The sequence below is a fragment of the Pseudomonas sp. S34 genome (assembly GCF_009866745.1).
Lineage (GTDB): Bacteria > Pseudomonadota > Gammaproteobacteria > Pseudomonadales > Pseudomonadaceae > Aquipseudomonas > Aquipseudomonas jessenii.
Window position 1 is genome coordinate 152273 of the sequence record NZ_CP019398.1, and the last position, 21048, is coordinate 173320.

At 60.3% G+C, this 21048-nt stretch carries 17 protein-coding genes (1 of these 17 running past the window's edge); 13 read left to right on the forward strand and 4 right to left on the reverse strand.

Annotated elements, in window-relative coordinates:
• On the reverse strand, positions 1 to 2896 hold the 5' end (the start) of the coding sequence (locus PspS34_RS00630) for an Ig-like domain-containing protein (protein ID WP_159389491.1). It extends 26744 nt beyond the left edge of the window; 2896 of the gene's 29640 nt are visible here — the first part of the coding sequence; the start codon lies at positions 2894 to 2896; the stop codon falls past the left edge of the window.
• 360 nt (positions 2897 to 3256) lie between these two features.
• On the opposite strand from PspS34_RS00630, the gene PspS34_RS00635 reads away from it, so the two are divergent.
• From PspS34_RS00635 to PspS34_RS00665, 7 genes are all read left to right on the forward strand, one after another.
• Entirely contained in the window at positions 3257 to 4609 is a 1353-nt protein-coding gene (locus PspS34_RS00635; RefSeq protein WP_150812097.1) for a TolC family outer membrane protein, read from the forward strand.
• 42 nt (positions 4610 to 4651) lie between these two features.
• Positions 4652 to 6808, forward strand: a complete 2157-nt coding sequence (locus PspS34_RS00640; RefSeq protein WP_150812096.1) for a type I secretion system permease/ATPase — start codon at positions 4652 to 4654, stop codon at positions 6806 to 6808.
• Positions 6798 to 8162 carry an HlyD family type I secretion periplasmic adaptor subunit gene (locus tag PspS34_RS00645; RefSeq protein WP_150812095.1) on the forward strand — a complete coding sequence of 455 codons (1365 nt, stop codon included), beginning with the start codon at positions 6798 to 6800 and terminating at the stop codon, positions 8160 to 8162. Before PspS34_RS00640 ends, PspS34_RS00645 begins: the two co-directional genes overlap by 11 nt.
• 370 nt (positions 8163 to 8532) lie before the next feature.
• A complete protein-coding gene (locus PspS34_RS00650; RefSeq protein ID WP_154861308.1) occupies positions 8533 to 9426 on the forward strand; it encodes a TauD/TfdA family dioxygenase in 894 nt (297 codons plus the stop codon).
• Between the two features lie 18 nt (positions 9427 to 9444).
• Positions 9445 to 10470 carry an ABC transporter substrate-binding protein gene (locus PspS34_RS00655; protein WP_154861307.1) on the forward strand — a complete coding sequence of 342 codons (1026 nt, stop codon included), beginning with the start codon at positions 9445 to 9447 and terminating at the stop codon, positions 10468 to 10470.
• Between the two features lie 5 nt (positions 10471 to 10475).
• Positions 10476 to 11336 carry an ABC transporter ATP-binding protein gene (locus PspS34_RS00660; RefSeq protein WP_154861306.1) on the forward strand — a complete coding sequence of 287 codons (861 nt, stop codon included), beginning with the start codon at positions 10476 to 10478 and terminating at the stop codon, positions 11334 to 11336.
• Between the two features lie 21 nt (positions 11337 to 11357).
• The gene (locus PspS34_RS00665) at positions 11358 to 12224 is read left to right on the forward strand and encodes an ABC transporter permease (RefSeq protein ID WP_154861305.1); all 867 of its coding nucleotides are present in this window, start codon (positions 11358 to 11360) and stop codon (positions 12222 to 12224) included.
• A 114-nt stretch (positions 12225 to 12338) separates the two neighbouring features.
• On the opposite strand, the gene PspS34_RS00670 is transcribed toward PspS34_RS00665, so the two are convergent.
• Positions 12339 to 13124 (reverse strand): RHS repeat-associated core domain-containing protein, encoded by a 786-nt coding sequence (locus PspS34_RS00670; RefSeq protein WP_154861304.1) that lies wholly within the window; start codon positions 13122 to 13124, stop codon positions 12339 to 12341.
• A 242-nt stretch (positions 13125 to 13366) separates the two neighbouring features.
• Here PspS34_RS00670 and PspS34_RS00675 point away from each other — a divergent pair, with 242 nt between their 5' ends.
• The 4 genes from PspS34_RS00675 to PspS34_RS00690 all read left to right on the forward strand — a co-directional run bounded on the left by PspS34_RS00675 (position 13367) and on the right by PspS34_RS00690 (position 18705).
• Positions 13367 to 14287 carry a LysR family transcriptional regulator gene (locus PspS34_RS00675; protein WP_150812089.1) on the forward strand — a complete coding sequence of 307 codons (921 nt, stop codon included), beginning with the start codon at positions 13367 to 13369 and terminating at the stop codon, positions 14285 to 14287.
• Between the two features lie 223 nt (positions 14288 to 14510).
• Positions 14511 to 16043 carry an MFS transporter gene (locus tag PspS34_RS00680; RefSeq protein WP_154861303.1) on the forward strand — a complete coding sequence of 511 codons (1533 nt, stop codon included), beginning with the start codon at positions 14511 to 14513 and terminating at the stop codon, positions 16041 to 16043.
• Between the two features lie 26 nt (positions 16044 to 16069).
• Positions 16070 to 17134 (forward strand): HlyD family secretion protein, encoded by a 1065-nt coding sequence (locus tag PspS34_RS00685; protein WP_154861302.1) that lies wholly within the window; start codon positions 16070 to 16072, stop codon positions 17132 to 17134.
• The gene (locus PspS34_RS00690; RefSeq protein ID WP_154861301.1) at positions 17131 to 18705 is read left to right on the forward strand and encodes an efflux transporter outer membrane subunit; all 1575 of its coding nucleotides are present in this window, start codon (positions 17131 to 17133) and stop codon (positions 18703 to 18705) included. Before PspS34_RS00685 ends, PspS34_RS00690 begins: the two co-directional genes overlap by 4 nt.
• A 10-nt stretch (positions 18706 to 18715) precedes the next feature.
• Here PspS34_RS00690 and PspS34_RS00695 read toward each other — a convergent pair whose 3' ends face one another.
• Positions 18716 to 19474, reverse strand: a complete 759-nt coding sequence (locus PspS34_RS00695; RefSeq protein ID WP_057399130.1) for a slipin family protein — start codon at positions 19472 to 19474, stop codon at positions 18716 to 18718.
• Between the two features lie 2 nt (positions 19475 to 19476).
• Positions 19477 to 20010 (reverse strand): NfeD family protein, encoded by a 534-nt coding sequence (locus tag PspS34_RS00700; RefSeq protein ID WP_154861300.1) that lies wholly within the window; start codon positions 20008 to 20010, stop codon positions 19477 to 19479.
• 199 nt (positions 20011 to 20209) lie between these two features.
• Here PspS34_RS00700 and PspS34_RS00705 point away from each other — a divergent pair, with 199 nt between their 5' ends.
• Together PspS34_RS00705 and PspS34_RS00710 are read left to right on the forward strand one after the other, a co-directional pair.
• Positions 20210 to 20671 (forward strand): YbaK/EbsC family protein, encoded by a 462-nt coding sequence (locus PspS34_RS00705; RefSeq protein WP_007975646.1) that lies wholly within the window; start codon positions 20210 to 20212, stop codon positions 20669 to 20671.
• A gap of 130 nt (positions 20672 to 20801) precedes the next feature.
• Positions 20802 to 21047: a DUF2789 domain-containing protein gene (locus PspS34_RS00710; protein WP_015092958.1), complete on the forward strand. Its 246-nt coding sequence runs from the start codon at positions 20802 to 20804 to the stop codon at positions 21045 to 21047.
• Position 21048: the final 1 nt, after the last annotated feature.

A 21048-nucleotide genomic window follows, 5' to 3' on the forward strand; every position in this document is an offset into this window, starting at 1 on the left:
TCGCGGTCTGGCCGGCTGTGAACGTGCCAGCAACACCGTCGATGGTGAAATTCACCACGCTGACCGGGCCGTCGACGCTGCTCGTGCCGGTGAGGACGCTGCCGGTGACGGCGGTGTCTTCGTTGGTAGTCACGCTTTCGCTGAGGTCGGTGAAGCTGTCGTCGACCGGGGTGACGCTGATGGTCAGGGTCGAGGTGACGTTGCTGCCCGAGCCGTCGGTGACGGTGTAGCTCACCGTCGGCACGCTGCCGTTGTAGTTGGCGGCCGGGGTGAAGGTGTAAGTCCCGTTGGCGCCGATCGCCAGGGTACCGACGTTGGCGATGGTCGCCGTGCTGCCGGCGGCGTAGGTGGTTTCACCAATGGTGAAGTTCACCACGCTGACTGGCCCGTCGACGCTCGAGGTGCCACTGAGGACGCTGCCAGTGACGGCGGTGTCTTCCTGGGTGGAGACCGTTTCGCTGGCGTCGGTGAAGCTGTCATCGACCGGGGTGACGTTGATGGTCAGGGTCGAGGTGACGTTGCTGCCCGAGCCGTCGGTGACGGTGTAGCTCACCGTCGGCACGCTGCCGTTGTAGTTTTCGGCAGGGGTGAAGGTGTAAGCACCGTTCGCCGCGATCACCAGGGTGCCGACGTTAGCGATGGTCGCCGTGTTACCGGCGGCGTAGGTGGTTTCACCGATGGTGAAGTTCACCACGCTGACCGGGCCGTCGACGCTGCTCGTGCCGGTGAGGACGCTGCCGGTGACGGCGGTGTCTTCGTTGGTGGTCACGCTTTCGCTGAGGTCGCTGAAGTTGTCGTCGACCGGGGTGACGTTGATGGTCAGGGTCGAGGTGACATTGCTGCCCGAGCCGTCGGTGATGGTGTAGCTGACGGTCGGCACGCTGCCGTTGTAGTTGGCGGCCGGGGTAAAGGTGTAAGCGCCGTTGGCGCCGATCACCAGGCTGCCGACGTTGGCAATGGTCGCGGTCTGGCCGGCGGTGAAAGTGCCAGCAACACCGTCGATGGTGAAATTCACCACGCTGACCGGGCCGTCGACGCTGCTCGTGCCGGTGAGGACGCTGCCGGTCACGGCGGTGTCTTCGTTGGTGCTCACGCTTTCGCTGAGGTCGGTGAAGCTGTCATCGACCGGGGTGACGCTGATGGTCAGGGTCGAGGTGACGTTGCTGCCGGAACCGTCGGTGACGGTGTAGCTCACGGTTGGCATGCTGCCGTTGTAATTTTCGGCCGGCGTGAAGGTATAAGCGCCGTTGGCGCCGATGACCAGGCTGCCGACGTTGGCGATGGTTGCCGTGCTGCCGGCGGTGAAAGTGCCAGCAACACCGTCGATGGTGAAATTCACCACGCTGACCGGGCCATCGACGCTCGAGGTGCCGGTCAACACACTGCCGGTCAAGGCGGTGTCTTCCAGGGTCGAGACCGTTTCGTTGGCGTCGGTGAAGTTGTCGTTGACCGGGGTGACGTTGATGGTCAGGGTCGAGGTAACGTTGCTGCCGGAACCGTCGGTGACGGTGTAGCTGACGGTTGGCACCGTACCGTTGTAGTTGGCGGCCGGCGTGAAGGTGTAAGTGCCGTTGGCGCCGATCACCAGGGTACCGACGTTGGCGATGGTCGCCGTGCTGCCGGCGGCGTAGGTGGTTTCACCGATGGTGAAGTTGACCACGCTGACCGGCCCGTCGACGCTCGAGGTGCCAGTGAGGACGCTGCCGGTCACGGCGGTGTCTTCGTTGGTAGTCACGCTTTCGCTGAGGTCGCTGAAGCTGTCGTCGACCGGGGTGACGTTGATGGTCAGGGTCGAGGTGGAACCGTCGGTCACGGTGTAGCTGACCGTCGGCACCGTGCCGTTGTAGTTGGCGGCCGGCGTGAAGGTGTAGGCGCCATTGGCGCCGATCACCAGGCTGCCGACGTTGGCGATGGTCGCCGTCTGGCCGGCGGTGAAAGTGCCATTGACGCCGTCAATGGTGAAAGTAACCACGCTCAGAACGTTGTCGATGTCGCTGTCGTTGCTCAGCACGTTGCCGATCGCTGCGGTGTCTTCAGCAGTGACTTGGGTGTCGGCAGTCAAAACGCTCGGGTCATCGACCGCCGTCACGGTGAGACCCAGTGTGCTGCTGGAGCCGGTGTTGGTGGTGTACGTAACTTGCGGTACAGCACCGTTGTAGTTGGCGTCCGGAGTAAAGGTGTAGTCGCCATTGGCACCGATGGTCAACGTACCGACACCGACGATGGTCGCTGTCTGGCCTGCGGTGAAACTGCCGGTCACGCCAGCGATGGTGAAGCCGGTGACGCTGAGCGGCGTCTCGGCATCGCTATCGTTGGTCAGTACATTACCCGTTGCGACGCTGTCTTCGGCCAGAGTGCCAGTATCAGCGGTCATTACGCTCGAGGCGTTGACGGACGTGATGGTCGTGATGGTCTGGTTGCCGGTATCGAGCGTAGTGGGGGTAGCAGTGAAATCAGGACCATTGGTTGCGAAGCCGATGGTCGGATCGACGCGGGCAGCGGTGGCGTCGAGCATCACGGAGCTGTGACCACCACCGGCGGCACCGCCAGAACTTGCGACAGCCGGGCCGGCAGCGGTGGCTTCAAGGTCTTTTGTCGGGTCGGCACCGGCAGCAATGGCCTGTTGCAGCTCTTCTACCGAAGGCGCGGCTTGCGCGGTGGCGGCTGCCAGATCAGTGCTGGAGTCTGGAGCGTCGGCGCTCCACTGAGTGTCACGGCCCAGATCGAGGGTGCGGCCATCGGCCAGCTCCAGGGATACGGCACCGGAAAGGCCGGTGTCGATCTGGTCACCGGCGAACAACTTGTCGCCTTCAACGAGAACTCGGCGGATGCCCTCTGGGGACACCACGAAAACTTGACCGACAATGCTTTTGACGATGGCAACAACACTGCTCATTGAAGACTCTCCGGGGTGTCCGTTCAGTTGACTTCCATGGACCTGATGGCGTCTGTCGGCGCCGACCAGTCTGGACGTACATTGCAAAATAGATGCACAAATTTGACGCATCAATTCGTCAATTTATTGGCTATATTTTTTCGCTATTAACTTTATGCCAAACTATTGACCTTCTTGGAGCCATCCTAAACAATCGTCCCAATAATGTCACATTGATATTTAAGCTGTGACTCGTCCTCGGTATGTGATCCAGTTCCACTTTTTGAACTTTCCGACATACGGTCATTCCGCTTGCCATCTTCCGACGCAGCGCGTTCTTTTGCTGTGATTCAAGACAAGAAGTCCTGGGAAATTCCTACAATGCGTTCGCCTTTGTTCATGGCTGTACCTTTCGCCCTCGCCGCGTCTTTCGTCCAGGCACAGTCCTTGCCAAACGCCATGCAACAAGCGCTGGATGTCCATCCGGAGGTCCAGGCAGGCGTCAACAGTCGATTGGCTGCGGATTATCAGTTGAAGGCTGCGAAAGGTGGATACCTGCCACGGGTCGACCTGCTGGGCGGTTATGGTCGTGAGGGCACCGACAGCGTGACCACACGAACGGACGGCAGCAACAATCACTGGGAAACCCTGAATCGCAGTGAGTCAAGTTTACGTCTGACCCAAATGGTTTTTGACGGTTTTGCGACGTCCAGCGAAGTAGGGCGTCAACAAGCCACTGTCAACTCCCGCGCCTACTCGCTGCTGAGTACTTCCGAGCGTACCGGGCTGACCGTGGCCCAGGTCTATCTCGACGTGCTGACCCGCCGCGAATTCGTACGTCTGGCCGAGGACAACCTCAAGAGCCACCAGCGCATTTACGACCAGATCCAACTGCGCACCCAGCGTGGCGTCGGCAGTGGCGCCGACCTTGATCAGGCGGAGGCGCGGATGGCCCAGGCGCGAAACAACCTGATCACCGAGCAGACCAACCTGGCTGACGCCGAAACCAACTACCTCTCCGCTGTTGGCCAGATGCCCGATCAACTGGAGCGCCCGGCGAGTTTCCTGGCACTGATGCCGGCCAACCTGAATGAAGCCCGTGCGCAGATGCTGGAAAACAGCCCGATCCTGCGCTCGGCCGAATCCGATATCGCCGCTGCCGAGAAGCAATACGACACGGCCAAGTCGACGTTCTACCCGCGCTTCGATGCTGAGTTGGGTCGCACCGCGGACAACGATATTGATGGTCAGAACGGCCACAACAATGAATGGCAAGCCATGCTGCGCATGCGCTTCAATCTGTATGCCGGCGGCAGCAACAAGGCCGATCTGGAATCCAAGTCCTACCTGTCGAACCAGGCGCTGGATATCCGTAACAACGCCCTGCGCCAATTGAATGAAGAGCTGGGCCTGGCCTGGAACGCCCTGAACAACGCCAACGCGCAAGTGCCGATCGCCCAGCAATACGTCGACCACAGCACCGCCGTGCGTACCGCTTACCAGCGTCAGTTCAGCCTTGGCGAGCGCACCCTGCTGGATTTGCTCGACAGCGAGAACGAGCTGTTCACCTCTTCGCGCCGTCTGGTGGAGATCAAGAACATTCAGTTATTTACTCAATACCGAATCAAGGCGACCATGGGCGAGTTGCTCAAGAGCCAGGGAGTGGTCGCACCATTGGCATCCGTTGTGCAGAACGACGTGAAGCCCAAGGTCCAATTGCCCGGTATGAATTGAGCAGGACCTTCATTGTTCAATTGTTAGCCAAGAGTGCCGAGCGTGGAATCAGAAGTCAGTCGGGTTCAACTCATTCATGATCCGCGCGCGTTGCATGACGATCCGCTACTGGATGGTCTGCTCGCTCTTTGCATGCTGCACCAGAAGCCTGCCAGCGCGGCAATGCTCACCACCGGCCTGCCGCTGCCCGAGCAACGCTTGAGTGTCGACTTGCTACCTCGCGCGGCAGCTCGCGCGGGGCTGCAAGGTCGGGTGCTGCAACGCAAGCTGGAGGATATTCCGGCGATTGCGATGCCAGCATTGTTGTTGCTCAGGGACGGTCGAAGTGCCGTCCTGCTCGGCTGGCAAGGCGAAGATCAGGTACGGGTGCTGCTCAGCGAAAGCGACGGCGGTGAGTCCCTGGTCAGCCGTGACCTGCTGGCCGATGACTACACCGGCAAAGTCTTTTTCGCCCAGCCGCAGCACAAGTTCGACGTCAATCACGGCACGCTGATTCCGCGTGCGCGCTCGTGGTTCCGCGACACCCTCAAGCGTTCGCGCTGGTTGTACGCCGACGCCATCGCCGCCAGTTTTCTGATCAACATCATTGCCATGGCCGCGCCGTTGTTCGTGATGAACGTCTACGACCGTGTCGTGCCGAACCAGGCCGAAGCGACGCTCTGGGTGCTGGCATTCGGCATCTCGGGCGCCTACCTGTTCGACCTGATCCTGAAAAGCCTGCGCAGCCTGTGCCTGGATCTGGCCGGCAAGAAAACCGACCTGATTATCTCGGCCACGCTGTTCGAGCGCATCGTCGGCATGGCCATGAAATACCGGCCGGCGCGGGTCGGCAGCTTTGCCCAGAACATCCATGAGTTCCAGAGCCTGCGGGACTTCCTCGCCTCGCTGACACTGACCAGCCTGATTGACCTGCCGTTCACGATTCTGATCTTTATCGTCATCGCGATCCTTGGCGGGCATCTTGTGTGGATACCGGTGCTGGCGTTCCCGATCGCCCTGGCCATTGGCTATGCCTTGCAGAAACCCCTGGTGGCGACCATGGAACGGACCATGGCGCTGGGGGCCGAGCGTCAGTCGAGCCTGATCGAGACCCTGGCCGGCCTGGATGCGGTGAAGGTCAACAACGCCGAAAGCGAACGCCAGTATCAGTGGGAGCAGACCATCGGCACCCTCAGTCGCCTTGAGTTGCGGGTGAAAATGCTCTCCGGCCTGGCGATGAATATCACCTTGCTGATCCAGCAACTGGCCGGCGTGATCATGATCGTCTTCGGCGTGTACCAGATCATCGACGGTCACCTGAGCATGGGCGGCCTGATTGCCTGCTACATGCTCAGTGGTCGTGCGCTCAGCCCGCTGGCGTCACTGTCCGGGCTGCTGACTCGTTATCAGCAGGCGCGGGTGACCATGACCTCGGTCGACCAGATGATGGAGCTGCCCCAGGAGCGCAATTTCGAAGAGCGTCCGCTCAGCCGCAAGGTGCTGCAGGGCGGCATTGAGTGCCGCCAGCTCAACTTCACCTACCCGCAACAGCAGAACCTGGCGCTGAAGAACATCAACCTGTCGATCAGTCCCGGCGAGAAGGTCGGCATCATTGGTCGAAGCGGTTCGGGCAAGAGCTCGCTGGCGAAGTTGCTGGTGGGGCTGTATCAGCCGGATGACGGCGCGTTGTTGGTCGATGGTGTGGATATCCGCCAGATCGACGTCAGCGAGCTGCGCTACAACATCGGCTACGTGCCCCAGGACATTCAGTTGCTCGCCGGCACCTTGCGCGACAACCTGGTTTCCGGTGCGCGGTATGTCGAGGACGAACTGGTGCTGCAAGCCGCAGAACTGGCCGGCGTCCACGAGTATGCGCGCCTGCATCCGCAGGGTTATGAGCTGCAAGTCGGCGAGCGCGGGCAGAACCTCTCCGGCGGTCAACGGCAAAACGTCGCCCTGGCCCGTGCATTGCTGCTCAATCCGCCGATCCTGCTGCTCGACGAGCCGACCAGCGCCATGGACAACACCGGTGAAGAGCGCCTCAAGCAGCGCCTGGCAGCGGTGATCGAAAACAAGACCATGGTGCTGGTAACGCACCGGGCATCGCTGTTGTCGCTGGTGGATCGCCTGATCGTGGTCGACCGCGGGCAGATACTCGCCGACGGCCCGAAAGCCGCAGTGATGGAAGCGTTGAAGAAGGGGCAGATCAGTGTTGCTTAAGTCGGGTAAGGGTTCGATCCTTCGCTACTTCAAAGGCTCTGCTTCACTTCAGGGGCAGCCGCTGCCGGAGGTCAACAAGGCGCTGATCGAGGATGCGCCCCGCGTGGTGCGGCTGACGATCTGGGCGATCATCGCGTTCTTTGTGTTCCTGATGCTCTGGGCCAACTTCGCGGTGATCGACGAGGTGACCAAGGGCGACGGCAAGGCGATTCCATCGTCGAAGATCCAGAAGATCCAGAACCTTGAAGGCGGTATCGTTGCCGAGCTGTTCGTCAAGGAAGGTCAGATTGTCGAAGCCGGCGCACCGCTGATTCGCCTGGACGACACGCGATTTGCTTCGAACGTCGGTGAAACCGAGGCCGATCGGTTGTCGATGCTGCTGCGGGTCGAGCGCCTGAGCGCCGAGGTCGAAGAGCGTCCGCTGAACTTCCCCGAGGATGTGCTCAAGGCCGTGCCGGGTCAGGCCAAGAGTGAAGAGTCGCTCTATATCAGTCGTCGCCAACAGTTGCACGATGAGATTGGTGGCTTGCAGGAGCAGCTGATCCAGCGCCAGCAAGAGCTGCGCGAATTCACCTCCAAACAGGCGCAGTATCGCCAGCAATTGGGCTTCCAGCGTCAGGAAATCAGCATGTCCGAGCCGTTGGTGGCCCAAGGCGCGGTATCACCGGTGGAAGTCCTGCGCCTCAGGCGTGCCGAAGCGGAGACCCGTGGTCAGCTCGACGCCACCACGCTGGCAATTCCACGAGCCGAATCGGCAATCAAGGAAGTGCAGCGCAAGGTCGATGAAACCCGTGGCAAGTTCCGTAGCGAAGCCCTGACCCAACTCAATGAAGCACGCACCGACCTGAACAAGGCCCAGGCCACCGGCAAGGCCCTGGAAGACCGGGTCAGCCGGACGCTGGTCACTTCGCCAGTGCGGGGCATCGTCAACAAGTTGCTGGTCAATACCATCGGCGGGGTTATCCAGCCGGGCAGCGACCTGGTGGAAATCGTACCGCTGGACGACACCTTGCTGGTCGAGGCGAAGATCCGCCCGCAGGACATCGCGTTCCTGCACCCGGGGCAGGAAGCGACGGTGAAATTTACCGCCTATGACTACACCATCTACGGCGGGATGAAGGCCAAACTGGAGCAGATCGGTGCCGACACCATCACCGATGAAGACAAGAAGACCACCTACTACCTCATCAAGCTGCGCACCGACCGCAGCCACTTGGGCACCGATGAAAAGCCGTTGCTGATCATTCCGGGGATGGTGGCTTCCGTGGATATCATCACTGGCAAGAAGACCGTGCTGAGCTACCTGCTCAAGCCGATCATCCGTGCGCGGGCCGAGGCGCTGCACGAGCGGTAATCCACCTTCGGGGCCACTGGCCCCATCGCGAGCAAGCTCGCTCCCACAATGGATCTGTATTGAAACGCAATTTTTGTGTTTCCACTGACCCCTGTGGGAGCGAGCTTGCTCGCGATAGCGTCCGCCAAAACACCAAAATCCTGTCAGAAAGTGACAAATAACGTCATCCCACGATTCCTCCACTCCCTTCGCAATCGCCATATCGTTATTCGTTAACGGTATTTAAATTTCAATTCTTATATCTATAAAGTGAATCTCCTGCGTACCTGTCGACCAATCGGCGCGCCGCACGACACGAACCAACACGGGACCTCCGTGAGTTTCTGATCGACGCGCGCGCCTTTGAGCGTGCCGTGCGTGGGAGTGATTTATGTCTGCAGCTTCAGCTTCAGCTTCGCCAAGCATCGCGCCACAATTCTTTGAAGTCCGCCCGTTCAGCGGAGCGGTGGGCGTCGAGATCATCGGTCTCGACCTGTCCCGTCCGATCAATGATCGGGACTTCGCCCGTATTCACCGCGCGCACCTGGATCATCACGTGGTGGTGTTCCGCGACCAGCGCATAACTCCTGAGCAACAGATCGATTTCAGCCGTCGTTTTGGCGTGTTGCAGATCCATGTGCTCAAGCAGTTCCTGCTGGCAGGGCATCCGGAAATCCTGATCGTCTCCAACATCGTCGAAAACGGCCAGAACATCGGCCTGGGTGACGCCGGCAAGTTCTGGCATTCCGATCTCTCCTACAAAGAACTGCCGAGCCTGGGCTCGATGCTGCATGCCCAGGAGCTGCCGTCAGAAGGCGGTGACACATTGTTCGCCGATATGCACAAAGCCTGGGACGACCTGCCGCTTGCATTGCGCAACGCCGTTGAAGGGCGCTCGGCAGCGCACTCCTACACCGCGCGTTACAGCGAGACCAAATTCGAAGGCAACTGGCGCCCGACCCTGACCCCGGAGCAACTCGCCCAGGTCGCCGAAGTCGTCCACCCGGTCGTGCGTACCCACCCGGAAAACGGTCGCAAGGCGTTGTTCGTCAGCGAGGGGTTCACCACCCGCATCGTTGGCCTGCCGGAAGACGAGAGCCAGCAACTGCTGACCGAGCTCTACGCCCACAGCGTGCTGCCGCAAAACATCTACCGCCATCAATGGCAGCCCCATGACCTGGTGTTCTGGGACAACCGTTCGCTGATCCACCTCGCCGCCGGATGCCCCAGCCATCTGCGCCGCAAGCTGTATCGCACCACCATCCAGGGCGACGCGCCTTTCTGATTTGTCGGAGATCTGACCATGTCCAAACGTCTTCCATTCGCACCGCTGGCCGCAGCCATCGGTCTGGGTTTCAGCCTGATTGCCGGCAGCCTGGTGGCGCCAAACGTGGCCCACGCCGAAGGTGAAATCCGCATTGCCGAACAGTTCGGCATTGTTTACTTGCTGCTGAACGTGGTGCGCGATCAGAACCTGATCGAGAAGTACGGCAAGCAGGAAGGCATCGACATCAAGGTCGACTGGACCCAGCTCTCCGGCGGTGCAGCGGTCAACGATGCGTTGCTCGCAGGCTCGATCGACATTGCCGGCGCCGGCGTCGGCCCGCTGCTGACCATCTGGGATCGCACCCACGGCAAGCAGAACGTCAAGGCCGTGGCTTCCCTGGGCAACTTCCCGTACTACCTGGTGAGCAATAATCCCAAGGTCAAAACCATTGCCGACTTCACCGAGAAAGACCGAATCGCAGTGCCGGCGGTGGGCGTGTCGGTACAGTCGCGCTTCCTGCAATACGCGGCGGCCAAACAGTGGGGCGACAAAGAGTTCAATCGCCTCGACAAGTACACCATTGCGGTTCCGCATCCCGATGCGACAGCGGCGCTGGTGGCTGGCGGCACCGAGCTGAGCGGGCACTTCTCCAACCCGCCGTTCCAGGATCAGGAACTGGCCAATCCCAACGTGCACGTGGTGCTGAACACCTATGACCTGCTCGGGCCGAATTCGCCGACGGTGTTGTTCGCTACCGAGAAATTCCGCAATGAGAACCCGAAAACCTACAAAGCGTTTATTGACGCTTTGACCGAAGCGGCGCAATTCGCGCAGAACGACAAGGGCGCGGCAGCCGACACTTACATCCGCGTCACCAAGGCCAAGATCGACCGCGCAGCGTTACTGAAAATCATCGACAACCCGCAGTTCGAGTTCAGCGTCACGCCGAAAAATACCTACCCGTTGGCCGAGTTCCTGTACCGCGTTGGCGCGATCAAAAACAAACCGGATTCGTGGAAGGATTACTTCTTCCAGGACAACAAACCACTGCAAGGGAGCTGACCGAAATGAACGCTCCCTTGCAAGGCCACACGGTCAGCAAACCGATCGCGGCAGCCCAGGCGCTGCTGTCGGTCGATAACGTCAGCCTCGAATACCGCACACCGCAGCGCGTGGTGCGGGCGACCCATCAGGTCAGTTTCGAGATCGATCCGGCGGACCGCTTTGTCCTGCTCGGCCCGTCCGGTTGCGGCAAGTCGACGTTGCTCAAGGCCGCTGCCGGCTTTATCCAGCCCGTCGAGGGCGAGATCCGTCTGCAAGGTCAGCGCGTCGATGCGCCGGGACCGGACCGGATCGTGGTGTTTCAGGAATTCGATCAACTGCCGCCGTGGAAAACCGTCAAACAGAACGTGATGTTTCCGCTTCTGGCTTCAAAAACCCTCAAGTACAGGGAGGCCGAAGAGCGAGCGCTGCACTATCTGGAAAAGGTCGGCCTGGCGGCGTTTGCCGATGCTTATCCGCACACCTTGTCAGGCGGGATGAAGGCACGGGTCGCCATCGCTCGGGCGCTGGCGATGCAGCCGAAAATCCTGTTGATGGACGAACCCTTTGCCGCGCTCGATGCCCTGACCCGACGCAAGATGCAGGAAGAATTGCTGCTGCTCTGGGAGGAGGTGCGTTTCACCCTGCTGTTCGTCACGCACTCCATCGAAGAGGCACTGGTGGTGGGCAATCGCATTCTGTTGCTGTCACCCCATCCGGGACGGGTGAGAGCGGAAGTCCACAGCCACCAATACGATTTGCACAGCCTCGGCGGTGTGGCGTTTCAGGAATCGGCGCGACGTATTCATCGGCTGTTGTTCGACGAAGGTGATGCGGCGAACGCTGAGCATGAGCTGGATTTCGCCGACATCCGCATCGCTTATTGAGCCAGTTGAAAGGAGGGCCCGATGAGCCATTTATCATCCCCGCGTGAAGAGTTCGAAACGGTTTTGCAGCCACTGACCAGCGTGCCGCTGGAGCGGGAGTTACCCCTCGGCCAGCGTCTATGGCAGCAAGGTTGGCTGCGCAAAAGCCTGATCCTGATTTTGCTCGCGGTGTTTTGGGAAGCTGTTGCCAGGTATCAAAACAACGACCTGCTGCTGCCGAGTTTTGTGCAAACCGCTCAAGCGCTTTACGACGGCCTGCTCAGCGGCGAGTTGCTGGGCAAGGTGTGGATTTCTTTGGTGGTGTTGCTCAAGGGTTACCTGATCGGCATCGTCCTGGCGTTTGCCCTGACCACGCTGGCGGTGTCGACCCAGTTCGGTCGTGACCTGCTGAGTACTCTGACTTCAATGTTCAACCCGTTGCCGGCCATCGCGCTGTTGCCGCTGGCGCTGTTGTGGTTTGGCTTAGGGCAAAACAGCCTGATTTTCGTGCTGGTGCATTCGGTGCTCTGGGCGCTGGCGCTGAACACCTACGCTGGCTTCCTCGGCGTCTCGGAAACCCTGCGCATGGCCGGGCGCAACTACGGCCTCAAGGGCATGCGCTTCGTGCTGTTCATCCTGATTCCGGCGGCACTGCCGTCAATCCTCGCCGGCCTGAAAATCGGCTGGGCGTTTGCCTGGCGGACCTTGATTGCTGCCGAGTTGGTGTTTGGTGCGACCAGCGGCAAAGGTGGGTTGGGGTGGTACATCTTTCAGAATCGCAATGAGCTGTACACCGACAAGGTGTTTGCCGGGTTGGCGGTGGTGATTCTGATTGGGTTGCTGGTGGAGAATCTGGTGTTTGATTCGTTGGAGCGGGTGACGGTAAGGCGGTGGGGGATGGTGCGGTGAGGGGGTGTCAACATCTTATTCATTTCTTATGAATGGCTATCTCCAATAAGAAACTGACCTGCCTGCTAAGTGCGATCGTTAGATCACAGGTGTTCACCTGATCGAGAGAGTGCTCTAAGTAAGGCGAATCAGGTGAACGACAGGGTTCAATCGAGGTATTTTTTTAATTTCCTCTTCTGTAGCGCTAATGGAAAGCTCCGGCATTTTCCGTTTTCCGCGCATTAGTGGCTGTTGATAGATGTCGATCATTGTTTTCAACTTAGGCATGCCCTGCAGCTCTGATGATTGTGTATGCGGGGCATTAACCGTTAGTGAAGAAGGGGAAATGCTTGGTGCGACCGCGTTGGCATTGGTGTTGTTTATGATTGAGGAGGGTTGGTCCAGTGCGGCTACAGGTACAGCGACCGGGTTTTTTGTATTTGGCTTTACCGTGCTGATTTCAGCGGCTGCTTTTGGGAAGAGCTTGGAGGAGTTTGGGTTTTCTACAATCACGCTAGCTCTTTGCGGAAGAGAGCGAACTGGTAGGGGGAGTTTAATGCGTATGTGCCCCGTAGGGTCCGAATTCATCACCGGTTCCCCGCCGCAATACATATATGCATTCAGTCCACCCTTACCAAATGGACTCAAACTGTCCGGGCTATGAAAACGCATCAACCGAGGGTTGTAGGCGCGGTAACCATTACCCAGCCAATACCAACCGATATTCGCTTCACGTAACTGGCCATTGAACCCCAGTCGTGTCTCGACTTTCTGCTGCGCTGACTGCTCGCCGTAAGCGGAGTAGGCGATGGTTTTGGTCTGGCCATCGACGATTTCGCCAATGATGGATTGGCTGCGGTCGGTTGCCAGCAGTACTACGCGTGGCCGGCTGCGGTTGTCTCGATCAACAGGTTGGCTCATGCCGGGATCTTCGCGGAAACGGGGCAGGCTTTGAGTTTTACTCGCTTGAGCCAGGTTTGCGAACTATCAGAACTGATAGTGGTGTGAGTTGTATCTATGGGTTAGCGCGAATGGATGTGGTGACGGTTCCACCGCTTTCGCGAGCAGGCTCGCGAAGAGGTCGGTGCTGCCAACACATGATTCGGCAGTTTGTTTGCTAGCATTGCGTCTGAATCAGCTCAGATCAAACACGAGTGCTCACCATGCAACTCCCAGACATGAACCTGTTGGTCGCCCTCGATGCTTTGCTCGACGAGGGCAGTGTGGTGGGCGCGGCGCGGCGGATGAACCTCAGCCCGGCGGCCATGAGCCGGACGTTGACGCGCATTCGCGAGGCCATTGGCGATCCGATCCTGGTGCGCGCCGGCCGTGGCCTGGTACCGACCCCCAAGGCACTGGAGTTGCGCGAACAGGTTCGCAGCGTGGTGGAACAGGCCGGTTTGCTGTTTCGTTCGGCCGATGCGGTGGAACTGAGTTCGCTACGGCGGCGTTTCAGTATTCGGGCCAACGACTTCTTTGTCGGCGTCTACGGCGGCAAGCTGTTCGACACCCTTGACCGGCAGGCGCCGCACTGCGAATTGCGTTTCGTCCCGGAAGGCGATGGCGATGATGAGGCGTTGCGCGAAGGGCGGATCGATCTGAGCGTCAGCAACACCCGGCCGTTGACCCCGGAAGTGAAGATTCAGAACCTGTTTTCCACCCACTTCGTTGGTCTGGTGCGCGAGGATCATCCGCTGTTGGACGGTGAGATCACCGCGGAGCGTTACGCGGGGTTCTCGCATATCAGCATGTCCCGGCGCGGAATTGCCCGGGGGCCGATTGATACCGCGCTCAATGCCCTGGGGCTGGAGCGGCGGGTGGCGGTGATCGCGCCGAGCTTTCATGCGGCGATGTTTGCCTTGCCCGATTCCGACCTGATTCTGCCGGTGCCCAAAGAGGCACTGCTGAGCGTGCGACGGCTCGGGCTGAAGCTGCGCTCCTTCGACTTGCCGATCCCGTTGCCGACCCTGATGCTGACCCAGTCCTGGCATCCGCGTTTCGACAAGGATCCGGCCCACCGTTGGCTGCGGGAAACGCTCAAGGCGTGTTGCGATGAGACGTGGCTGGCTGCGCAGCCGGACTGAGGTCGAGCGCAATTTCCCCCTGTGGGAGCGGGCTTGCTCGCGAATGCGATTTGTCATTCAACATTGATACCGACTGACCCAACGCCTTCGCGAGTAAGCCCGCTCCCACAAGGGCTTTGCATTGTTGCGTCTAGCGCACTTATAACCTGCCAATAAGTTGATTTTCGTCAGGCATCACGCTTCCTAGAATGCTTCGGTCTTTCCACGCCGGAGCTTGCAGTACATGACTTCCCTTACGGTCACGGCACCTGTTGCTGCGGCCAGCACGGCAGCCGCTCCACCCGTCTTCGGCCCGCGGATCATCATCGGCCTCGTTGGCGTATTGCTGGCAGTGCTGGTGTCGGGCCTGAACGAGATGGTGACCAAAGTCGCCCTGGCCGACATCCGTGGTGCGTTGGCCATCGGCTACGACGAGGGCACCTGGCTGGTCGCCTGTTACACCGCGACTTCGGTGGCGGCCATGGCTTTTGCGCCATGGTGTGCGGTGACGTTCTCGTTGCGGCGTTTCACCCTGTGCGCCATCAGCCTGTTCACCCTATTGGGTGCGCTGTGCCCCATCGCCCCGAATTACGAAAGCCTGTTGTTGCTACGCACCTTGCAAGGCCTGGCGGGCGGTGCATTGCCACCCATGCTGATGACCGTGGCCCTGCGCTTTCTGCCGGCCAATGTGAAGTTGTATGGCCTGGCCGGTTATGCCCTGACGGCGACGTTCGGCCCGGGTCTGGGCACGCCGCTGGCGGGGTTGTGGACCGAGTATGTCGGCTGGCAATGGACCTTCTGGCAAATCATCGCGCCTTGCCTGATTGCCATGGCCGCAGTGGCGTATGGCTTACCCCAGGACCCCTTGCGCCTGGAGCGCTTCAAGTCCTTCAACTGGCGTGGTGTGCTGCTGGGCTTTCCCGCCATCTGCATGCTGGTGATCGGCATCCTGCAGGGCAATCGCCTGGACTGGTTCGAGTCGAACCTGATCTGCGGATTGCTCGGCGGCGGGCTGTTGTTGCTGGTGCTGTTTTTGACCGGCGAGTGGTCGCAACCGATTCCGTTTTTCAAGATGCAGATGCTCGGCATCCGTAACCTGTCTTTCGCCCTGCTGACCCTGGCGGGCGTGCTGGTGGTGTTGCAGGCGGTGATCATTATTCCGTCCAGCTACCTGGCGCAGGTCCAGGGTTATCGCCCGGTGCAGACCGCGCCGATCATGCTGCTGGCGGCGCTGCCGCAATTGATTGCGCTGCCGTTGGTGGCGGCGCTGTGCAACTTTCGCTGGGTCGATTGCCGCTGGGTGTTGGGCATTGGCCTGGGCATGCTGACGCTGTCGTGCGTCGGCGGCTCGCAATTGACGTCCGCGTGGATTCGCGACGATTTCTATGTGCTGCAATGGCTGCAGATTTTCGGTCAGCCCATGGCGGTGTTGCCGTTGCTGATGCTGTCCACCGGCAGCATCAACCCGATGGAAGGGCCGTTCGCATCGGCCTGGTTCAACACCGTCAAAGGCCTGTCGGCGGTCATCGCCACCGGGGTGATCGAGGCGTTGACCACGGCACGCCTGCATTTCCACTCGACCATGCTGGTCGACCGTCTCGGCAACTCACCGCTGGCGGAGCGCGACAGCGCAAGTCTCGCTCATCGTCTGCATGAACAAGCGGTGGTGCTCACTTCCTCCGACCTTTACCTGTGCATGGCCGGTATCGCCGTGACCTTGATCCTGCTGATTTTCTGGCTGCCGACGCGGATTTATCCACCGCGCGCACCGACCTGATTGCTCCACTGAAACAGAAGGTTTTTATGAACACTCAAGCAAAGCAGAAAGTCGCGGTTGCCATGACCGCCGCATTGGCCGTCAGTGTGCTGCTGTACCTGGCGATGCCCGGCCTGTTCGGCAAGCGTACCCAACAGAACACCAACGATGCGTATGTCTCGGCGGATTTCACCCTGGTAGTGCCGCGAGTCGCCGGGTTTATCAAGCAAGTGCTGGTTGAGGACAACCAGCAGGTCAAGGCCGGGCAGTTGCTGGCACTGATCGATGACCGGGATCTACGCGCCGCCGCCGATGCCGCCGATGCCGAAACGCTGGTGGCCAGGGCGCAACTGCAAAACGCCCGGGCGACCCTCGAGCGCCAGGTGTCGGTGATTGCCCAGGCGCAATCCTCGGTGGTTTCGGCCAAGGCGGAAATGGCGTTTGCCGAGCATGAATTGAACCGCTACAAGCACCTCGCCGGGGTGGGTGCCGGCACGGTGCAGAATGCGCAACAGGCGCAAACGCGCATCGATCAGGCCTCCGCGCGACTGGCTAATGCCACGGCGGTACTGGCGGCGGAGCGCAAGCAAGTGGAGATACTTACGGCCCAGCGCGACGCAGCCGAAGGTGGCCTGAAACGGGCGCAAGCGAAGCTGGAAATGGCCAGCTACGAGTTGTCCTATACAAGGATCGTCGCGCCGCAGGACGGCATGGTCGGCGAGCGCGCGGTGCGGGTCGGCGCCTACGTCACACCGGGCAGTAAAATCCTCGCAGTGGTGCCGTTGGCACAGGCTTATGTGATGGCCAATTTCCAGGAAACCCAACTGACGGATGTGCAGCCTGGGCAGGCTGTGCAAGTGCGCGTCGACAGCCTGGGCGGTGCGGCACTGAGCGGTCGTGTCGAAAGCATTGCACCGGCCACCGGGGTGACATTCGCCGCGGTCAAACCGGATAACGCCACCGGCAACTTCACCAAGGTGGTACAGCGGATACCGGTGAAAATCGTGCTGGAGCCGGGACAATCGCTGGCCGAGCGCTTGCGGGTGGGGATGTCGGTGGAGGCGAGCATCGATACCGTCAGTGGTGTCTCGCGTGAGGAGACTCAGCGATGAAAACCTGTGTTGACGGTACGGACGCCATCGCGAGCAGGCTCGCTCCCACAAGGTTTATGCGCGATGTACAAGATTTTCGCATCACAGAAAGTCCATTGTGGGAGCGGGCTTGCTCGCGAAGGGGCCAACTGTCGCAACTTACCTTGAGTGCCTTGCTCGCTATGAGCCTCAGCGCCTGCACCGTCGGCCCGGACTTTCACAAACCTCAGCCCACACAAATCACCGAGTGGTCGAAACCATCAAAGGCAGCCACCAGCCAAGTACTCGCCGAAACGATGAAGGAGCGCTGGTGGGAGGTGTTCAACGACCCGAAACTCTCGGCCCTCACGCAACGCGCCCTGACCGACAACCTCGACCTGAAGCTGGCCGGCAGCCGTTTGCAGCAAAGCCGTGCCGTTCGCCAGGTGATCACCGCCAACCGCTATCCGAATACCGCCGCCACGGGAAGTTACGCCCGAAAACGTAATAGTGGTGAAGGCCTGAGCGACCCGTCAGGGCACAACGGCCAGTCCGCATTCAACCTGTGGGATGCCGGCTTTTCCGCGTCTTGGGAGCTTGACCTCTGGGGCCGCGTGCGGCGGGAAACCGAAGCGGCCGACGCCAACCTGGAAGTCGCCGAGAACGACCGACGCGGTGTGCTGCTGTCGGTGCTGGCCGAAACCGCCCAGGACTACATTCAGCTGCGCGGTGTACAGAACACCAGGCTCGTCACCGAACAGAACCTCGACGTTGCCCGCCATAGCCTGAAGCTCTCGCAATTGCGCCTGGCCGACGGTGTCGCGACGGATCTGGATGTCGCCGAAGCCGCCGCGCAGGTGGCGGCCATCGAATCACGCCTGCCCGCACTGGAGCAGCGCCAGTGGCAACTGATCAACGCCTTGAGTCTGTTGATGGGCGAACCGCCCCAGGCATTGGCGGCGGAGTTATCCACAGACGCACCGGTGCCACAAACGCCGCGCCAGGTCGCCATTGGCTTGCCCTCGCAACTGGCTGAACACAGGCCGGACATTCGCCAGGCCGAAGCACGGCTGCATGCCGCCACGGCCAGCATTGGCGTGGCCAAGGGCGATTTCTATCCGCGGATTACCCTGTCGGACAATGTCGGTTCGCAAGCCATGCAGTTGAGCGATTTTGGTTCGTGGGGCTCGCGAGCGTTCGGCATCGGCCCGCAATTCAGCCTGCCGCTGTTCGACGGCGGGCGCTTGCGCGGCGTGCTGAATTTGCGCGAAGCCCAGCAACAGGAAGCGGCCATCGCCTACCAACAAACCGTGCTGCGCGCTTGGCATGAAATCGATGACCAGTTGACTGCCTACAACGCCAGCCAGTTGCGCCGCGACAGCCTCGCCGAAGCGGTGCGGCAGAACCAGATCGCCTTGCAAACAGCGCAACAGCAATATGTCGAAGGGGTGGTGGACTTTGTCAATGTGCTCACCGTGCAAGGTGCGCTACTGGCGACCCAGGAGCAATGGGTCGAGAGTTCGACCGGCGTGTCGCTGGCGATGGTCGGGTTGTACAAGGCCCTCGGCGGCGGATGGGAGTCGGTGTATCCGTTGGCGGCGCAGACTGAGTAAGCGTCTGAGTTCAAGGTTTCGACGACAAGTCCGCCATGCCCTTGAGCAACTCGATCGGCAGTGGAAAGACGATGGTCGAGCTCTTGTCGCCGGCAATCGAACTCAGGGTCTGCATGTAGCGCAGCTGCATGGCCCCCGGTTGGCGGCCCAGCATTTCGGCGGCTTGCATGAGTTTTTCCGAGGCCTGTAATTCGCCTTCGGCGTGGATTACCTTGGCTCGCCGTTCCCGTTCGGCTTCGGCCTGCTTGGCGATGGCGCGGATCATCGATTCGTTGAGGTCCACGTGCTTGATCTCGACGTTGGCGACCTTGATGCCCCAGGCGTCGGTCTGGGCGTCGAGTACTTGCTGGATGTCCAGATTCAAGCGTTCGCGTTCGGCCAGCAGTTCGTCCAGTTCGTGTTTACCCAGCACCGCCCGCAGCGTGGTTTGCGCCAATTGGCTGGTGGCCATCAGAAAGTCTTCGACCTGGATGATCGCCTTTTGCGGATCGAGCACGCGGAAATACAGCACTGCGTTGACCTTGACCGACACGTTGTCGCGGGTGATCACGTCTTGCGGCGGCACGTCCAGCACCACGGTGCGCAAATCGACCCTTACCATTTGCTGAACCACCGGAATCAGCAGGATCAGGCCAGGGCCCTTGACCTGCCAGAAGCGCCCGAGCTGGAACACCACGCCGCGCTCGTATTCGCGCAGGATGCGGAACGTCGCCCCTGCCAGTGCGATGATCAACAATAGCAGCGCGACAAGACCCAATTGCAAACCCATGACTATTCTCCGCCCGGTGCCGCGTCAGCCGCGGCCACTTGCAGCAGCAAACCCTTGCGCCCCACCACCCGCACCCGCTGCCCGGGTTGCAGCGGCGTCGCGCTAAGCACTTGCCATCGTTCTCCTTGCAGATGAATCCAGCCGCCATAGGCGTTACCGGTCTGCAATGACGTCACCGCCGTCACGCTGCCGAGCAGCCCGGCATCACCGCTGACGATGTCGCGCGGTCGTGTCTTCATGGCGTGAATCACCAGGTAGATCAGCAACAGCGCGCTGACCAGTCCCAGGCCGATCATCAACGGCACGGGCACTTCGGTATTGGACAGGATCACCGCGCCGATCACGAACATCACGATGCCGCCCAGGCCGATCACGCCGTAATTGGGCAGAGCCGCCTCGGCGATCAGGAACGCAATGCCGAAGGTGATCAACCAGATCCCGATGGGGTTGGGCACCAGCAACACAACTGTGTCGGTGGCGCAGGCCGATCCGCTCAACGCCAATAGCAACGCAACTGCACAGCACCGCATGTTCACTTGACCCTCCGGGAGAGTCGTGGAGTGGCTCTGAATACAGTTTAGTTGAGCCTCGGCCGGTATGAATTTTGCTCAATTACCGTCGGCAGCCGATGAGCGGATTTCCCACCGGAACGCGCTGACGGGCCTAGACTTTTACTACGCAAGCCAAGCTTTAATCATCGTCCGCAAGCGATCATGGCGGACACCGAGGTGCATCATGCGTATGGCAAGAACCGTGCAGCGAAGCCTGGAAAAGGCTCAATGCGAATACGACATCGTCAGCCACCCACACTCGGCCAGCAGCCTTGAAACGGCGCGGGTCGCAGGTATTCCTGCCGAACGGGTGGCCAAATCGGTGATCCTCGACGATCACCATGGGCATTACCTGATGGCCGTGCTGCCCGCCAGCCGTCACCTTGACCTGAGCAAAGTCCGCAGCAGCGGTGAGTGGCAGGTTTCCCGCGAAAGCAACCTCGCGCACCTGTTCGATGATTGCGAGCGCGGTGCAGTACCGGCGCTGGGTGAGTCCTATGGGTTGGAGGTGGTCATCGATCCGCTGCTGACCCGGCAAAAAGACATCTATCTGGAGGCTGGAAACCACGTCAACCTGGTGCGCATGGACATGCCCGAGTTTCTGAAAATGGTGCCGCATGCCGAGGTGCGGGAATTGAGTCATTGAGTTTTGTTTCGTCAATGCTGACGTCATCACGGGCAAGCCCGCTCCTACAGATTTATCGCATTTCCTGTGGGAGCGAGCTTGCTCGCGATGACCGCGCAGCGGTCCTTGAATTGGTCCCCAGGAGTTCGACATGGAAAGCCCGACCCACAACCTTCCTTCGCTGTTCAAGCAACTCGGCCTGCCGGACGACGCCGAAAGCATCGATAAATTCATCGCCACCCATTCACCGCTCAAACCGGAGCTGCACCTTGCGGATGCGTTTTTCTGGAGCCCGAGCCAGGCGGAACTTCTGCGGGAGGAGATTCTCGATGACGCGGATTGGGCCGAGGTGGTGGATCAACTGGATGTGATGTTGAGGAAGGGGCGCGGGGTGTGAA

Excerpts from the sequence above, each read along its gene's own strand:
- PspS34_RS00660 (WP_154861306.1), top strand. The coding sequence starts at position 10,476 with ATGAACGCTCCCTTGCAAGGCCACACGGTCAGCAAACCGATCGCGGCA.
- PspS34_RS00690 (WP_154861301.1), top strand. The coding sequence starts at position 17,131 with ATGAAAACCTGTGTTGACGGTACGGACGCCATCGCGAGCAGGCTCGCT.
- PspS34_RS00675 (WP_150812089.1), top strand. The coding sequence starts at position 13,367 with ATGCAACTCCCAGACATGAACCTGTTGGTCGCCCTCGATGCTTTGCTC.
- PspS34_RS00670 (WP_154861304.1), bottom strand. The coding sequence starts at position 13,124 with ATGAGCCAACCTGTTGATCGAGACAACCGCAGCCGGCCACGCGTAGTA.
- PspS34_RS00635 (WP_150812097.1), top strand. The coding sequence starts at position 3,257 with ATGCGTTCGCCTTTGTTCATGGCTGTACCTTTCGCCCTCGCCGCGTCT.
- PspS34_RS00685 (WP_154861302.1), top strand. The coding sequence starts at position 16,070 with ATGAACACTCAAGCAAAGCAGAAAGTCGCGGTTGCCATGACCGCCGCA.
- PspS34_RS00710 (WP_015092958.1), top strand. The coding sequence starts at position 20,802 with ATGGAAAGCCCGACCCACAACCTTCCTTCGCTGTTCAAGCAACTCGGC.
- PspS34_RS00650 (WP_154861308.1), top strand. The coding sequence starts at position 8,533 with ATGTCTGCAGCTTCAGCTTCAGCTTCGCCAAGCATCGCGCCACAATTC.
- PspS34_RS00705 (WP_007975646.1), top strand. The coding sequence starts at position 20,210 with ATGCGTATGGCAAGAACCGTGCAGCGAAGCCTGGAAAAGGCTCAATGC.
- PspS34_RS00655 (WP_154861307.1), top strand. The coding sequence starts at position 9,445 with ATGTCCAAACGTCTTCCATTCGCACCGCTGGCCGCAGCCATCGGTCTG.
- PspS34_RS00665 (WP_154861305.1), top strand. The coding sequence starts at position 11,358 with ATGAGCCATTTATCATCCCCGCGTGAAGAGTTCGAAACGGTTTTGCAG.
- PspS34_RS00695 (WP_057399130.1), bottom strand. The coding sequence starts at position 19,474 with ATGGGTTTGCAATTGGGTCTTGTCGCGCTGCTATTGTTGATCATCGCA.
- PspS34_RS00680 (WP_154861303.1), top strand. The coding sequence starts at position 14,511 with ATGACTTCCCTTACGGTCACGGCACCTGTTGCTGCGGCCAGCACGGCA.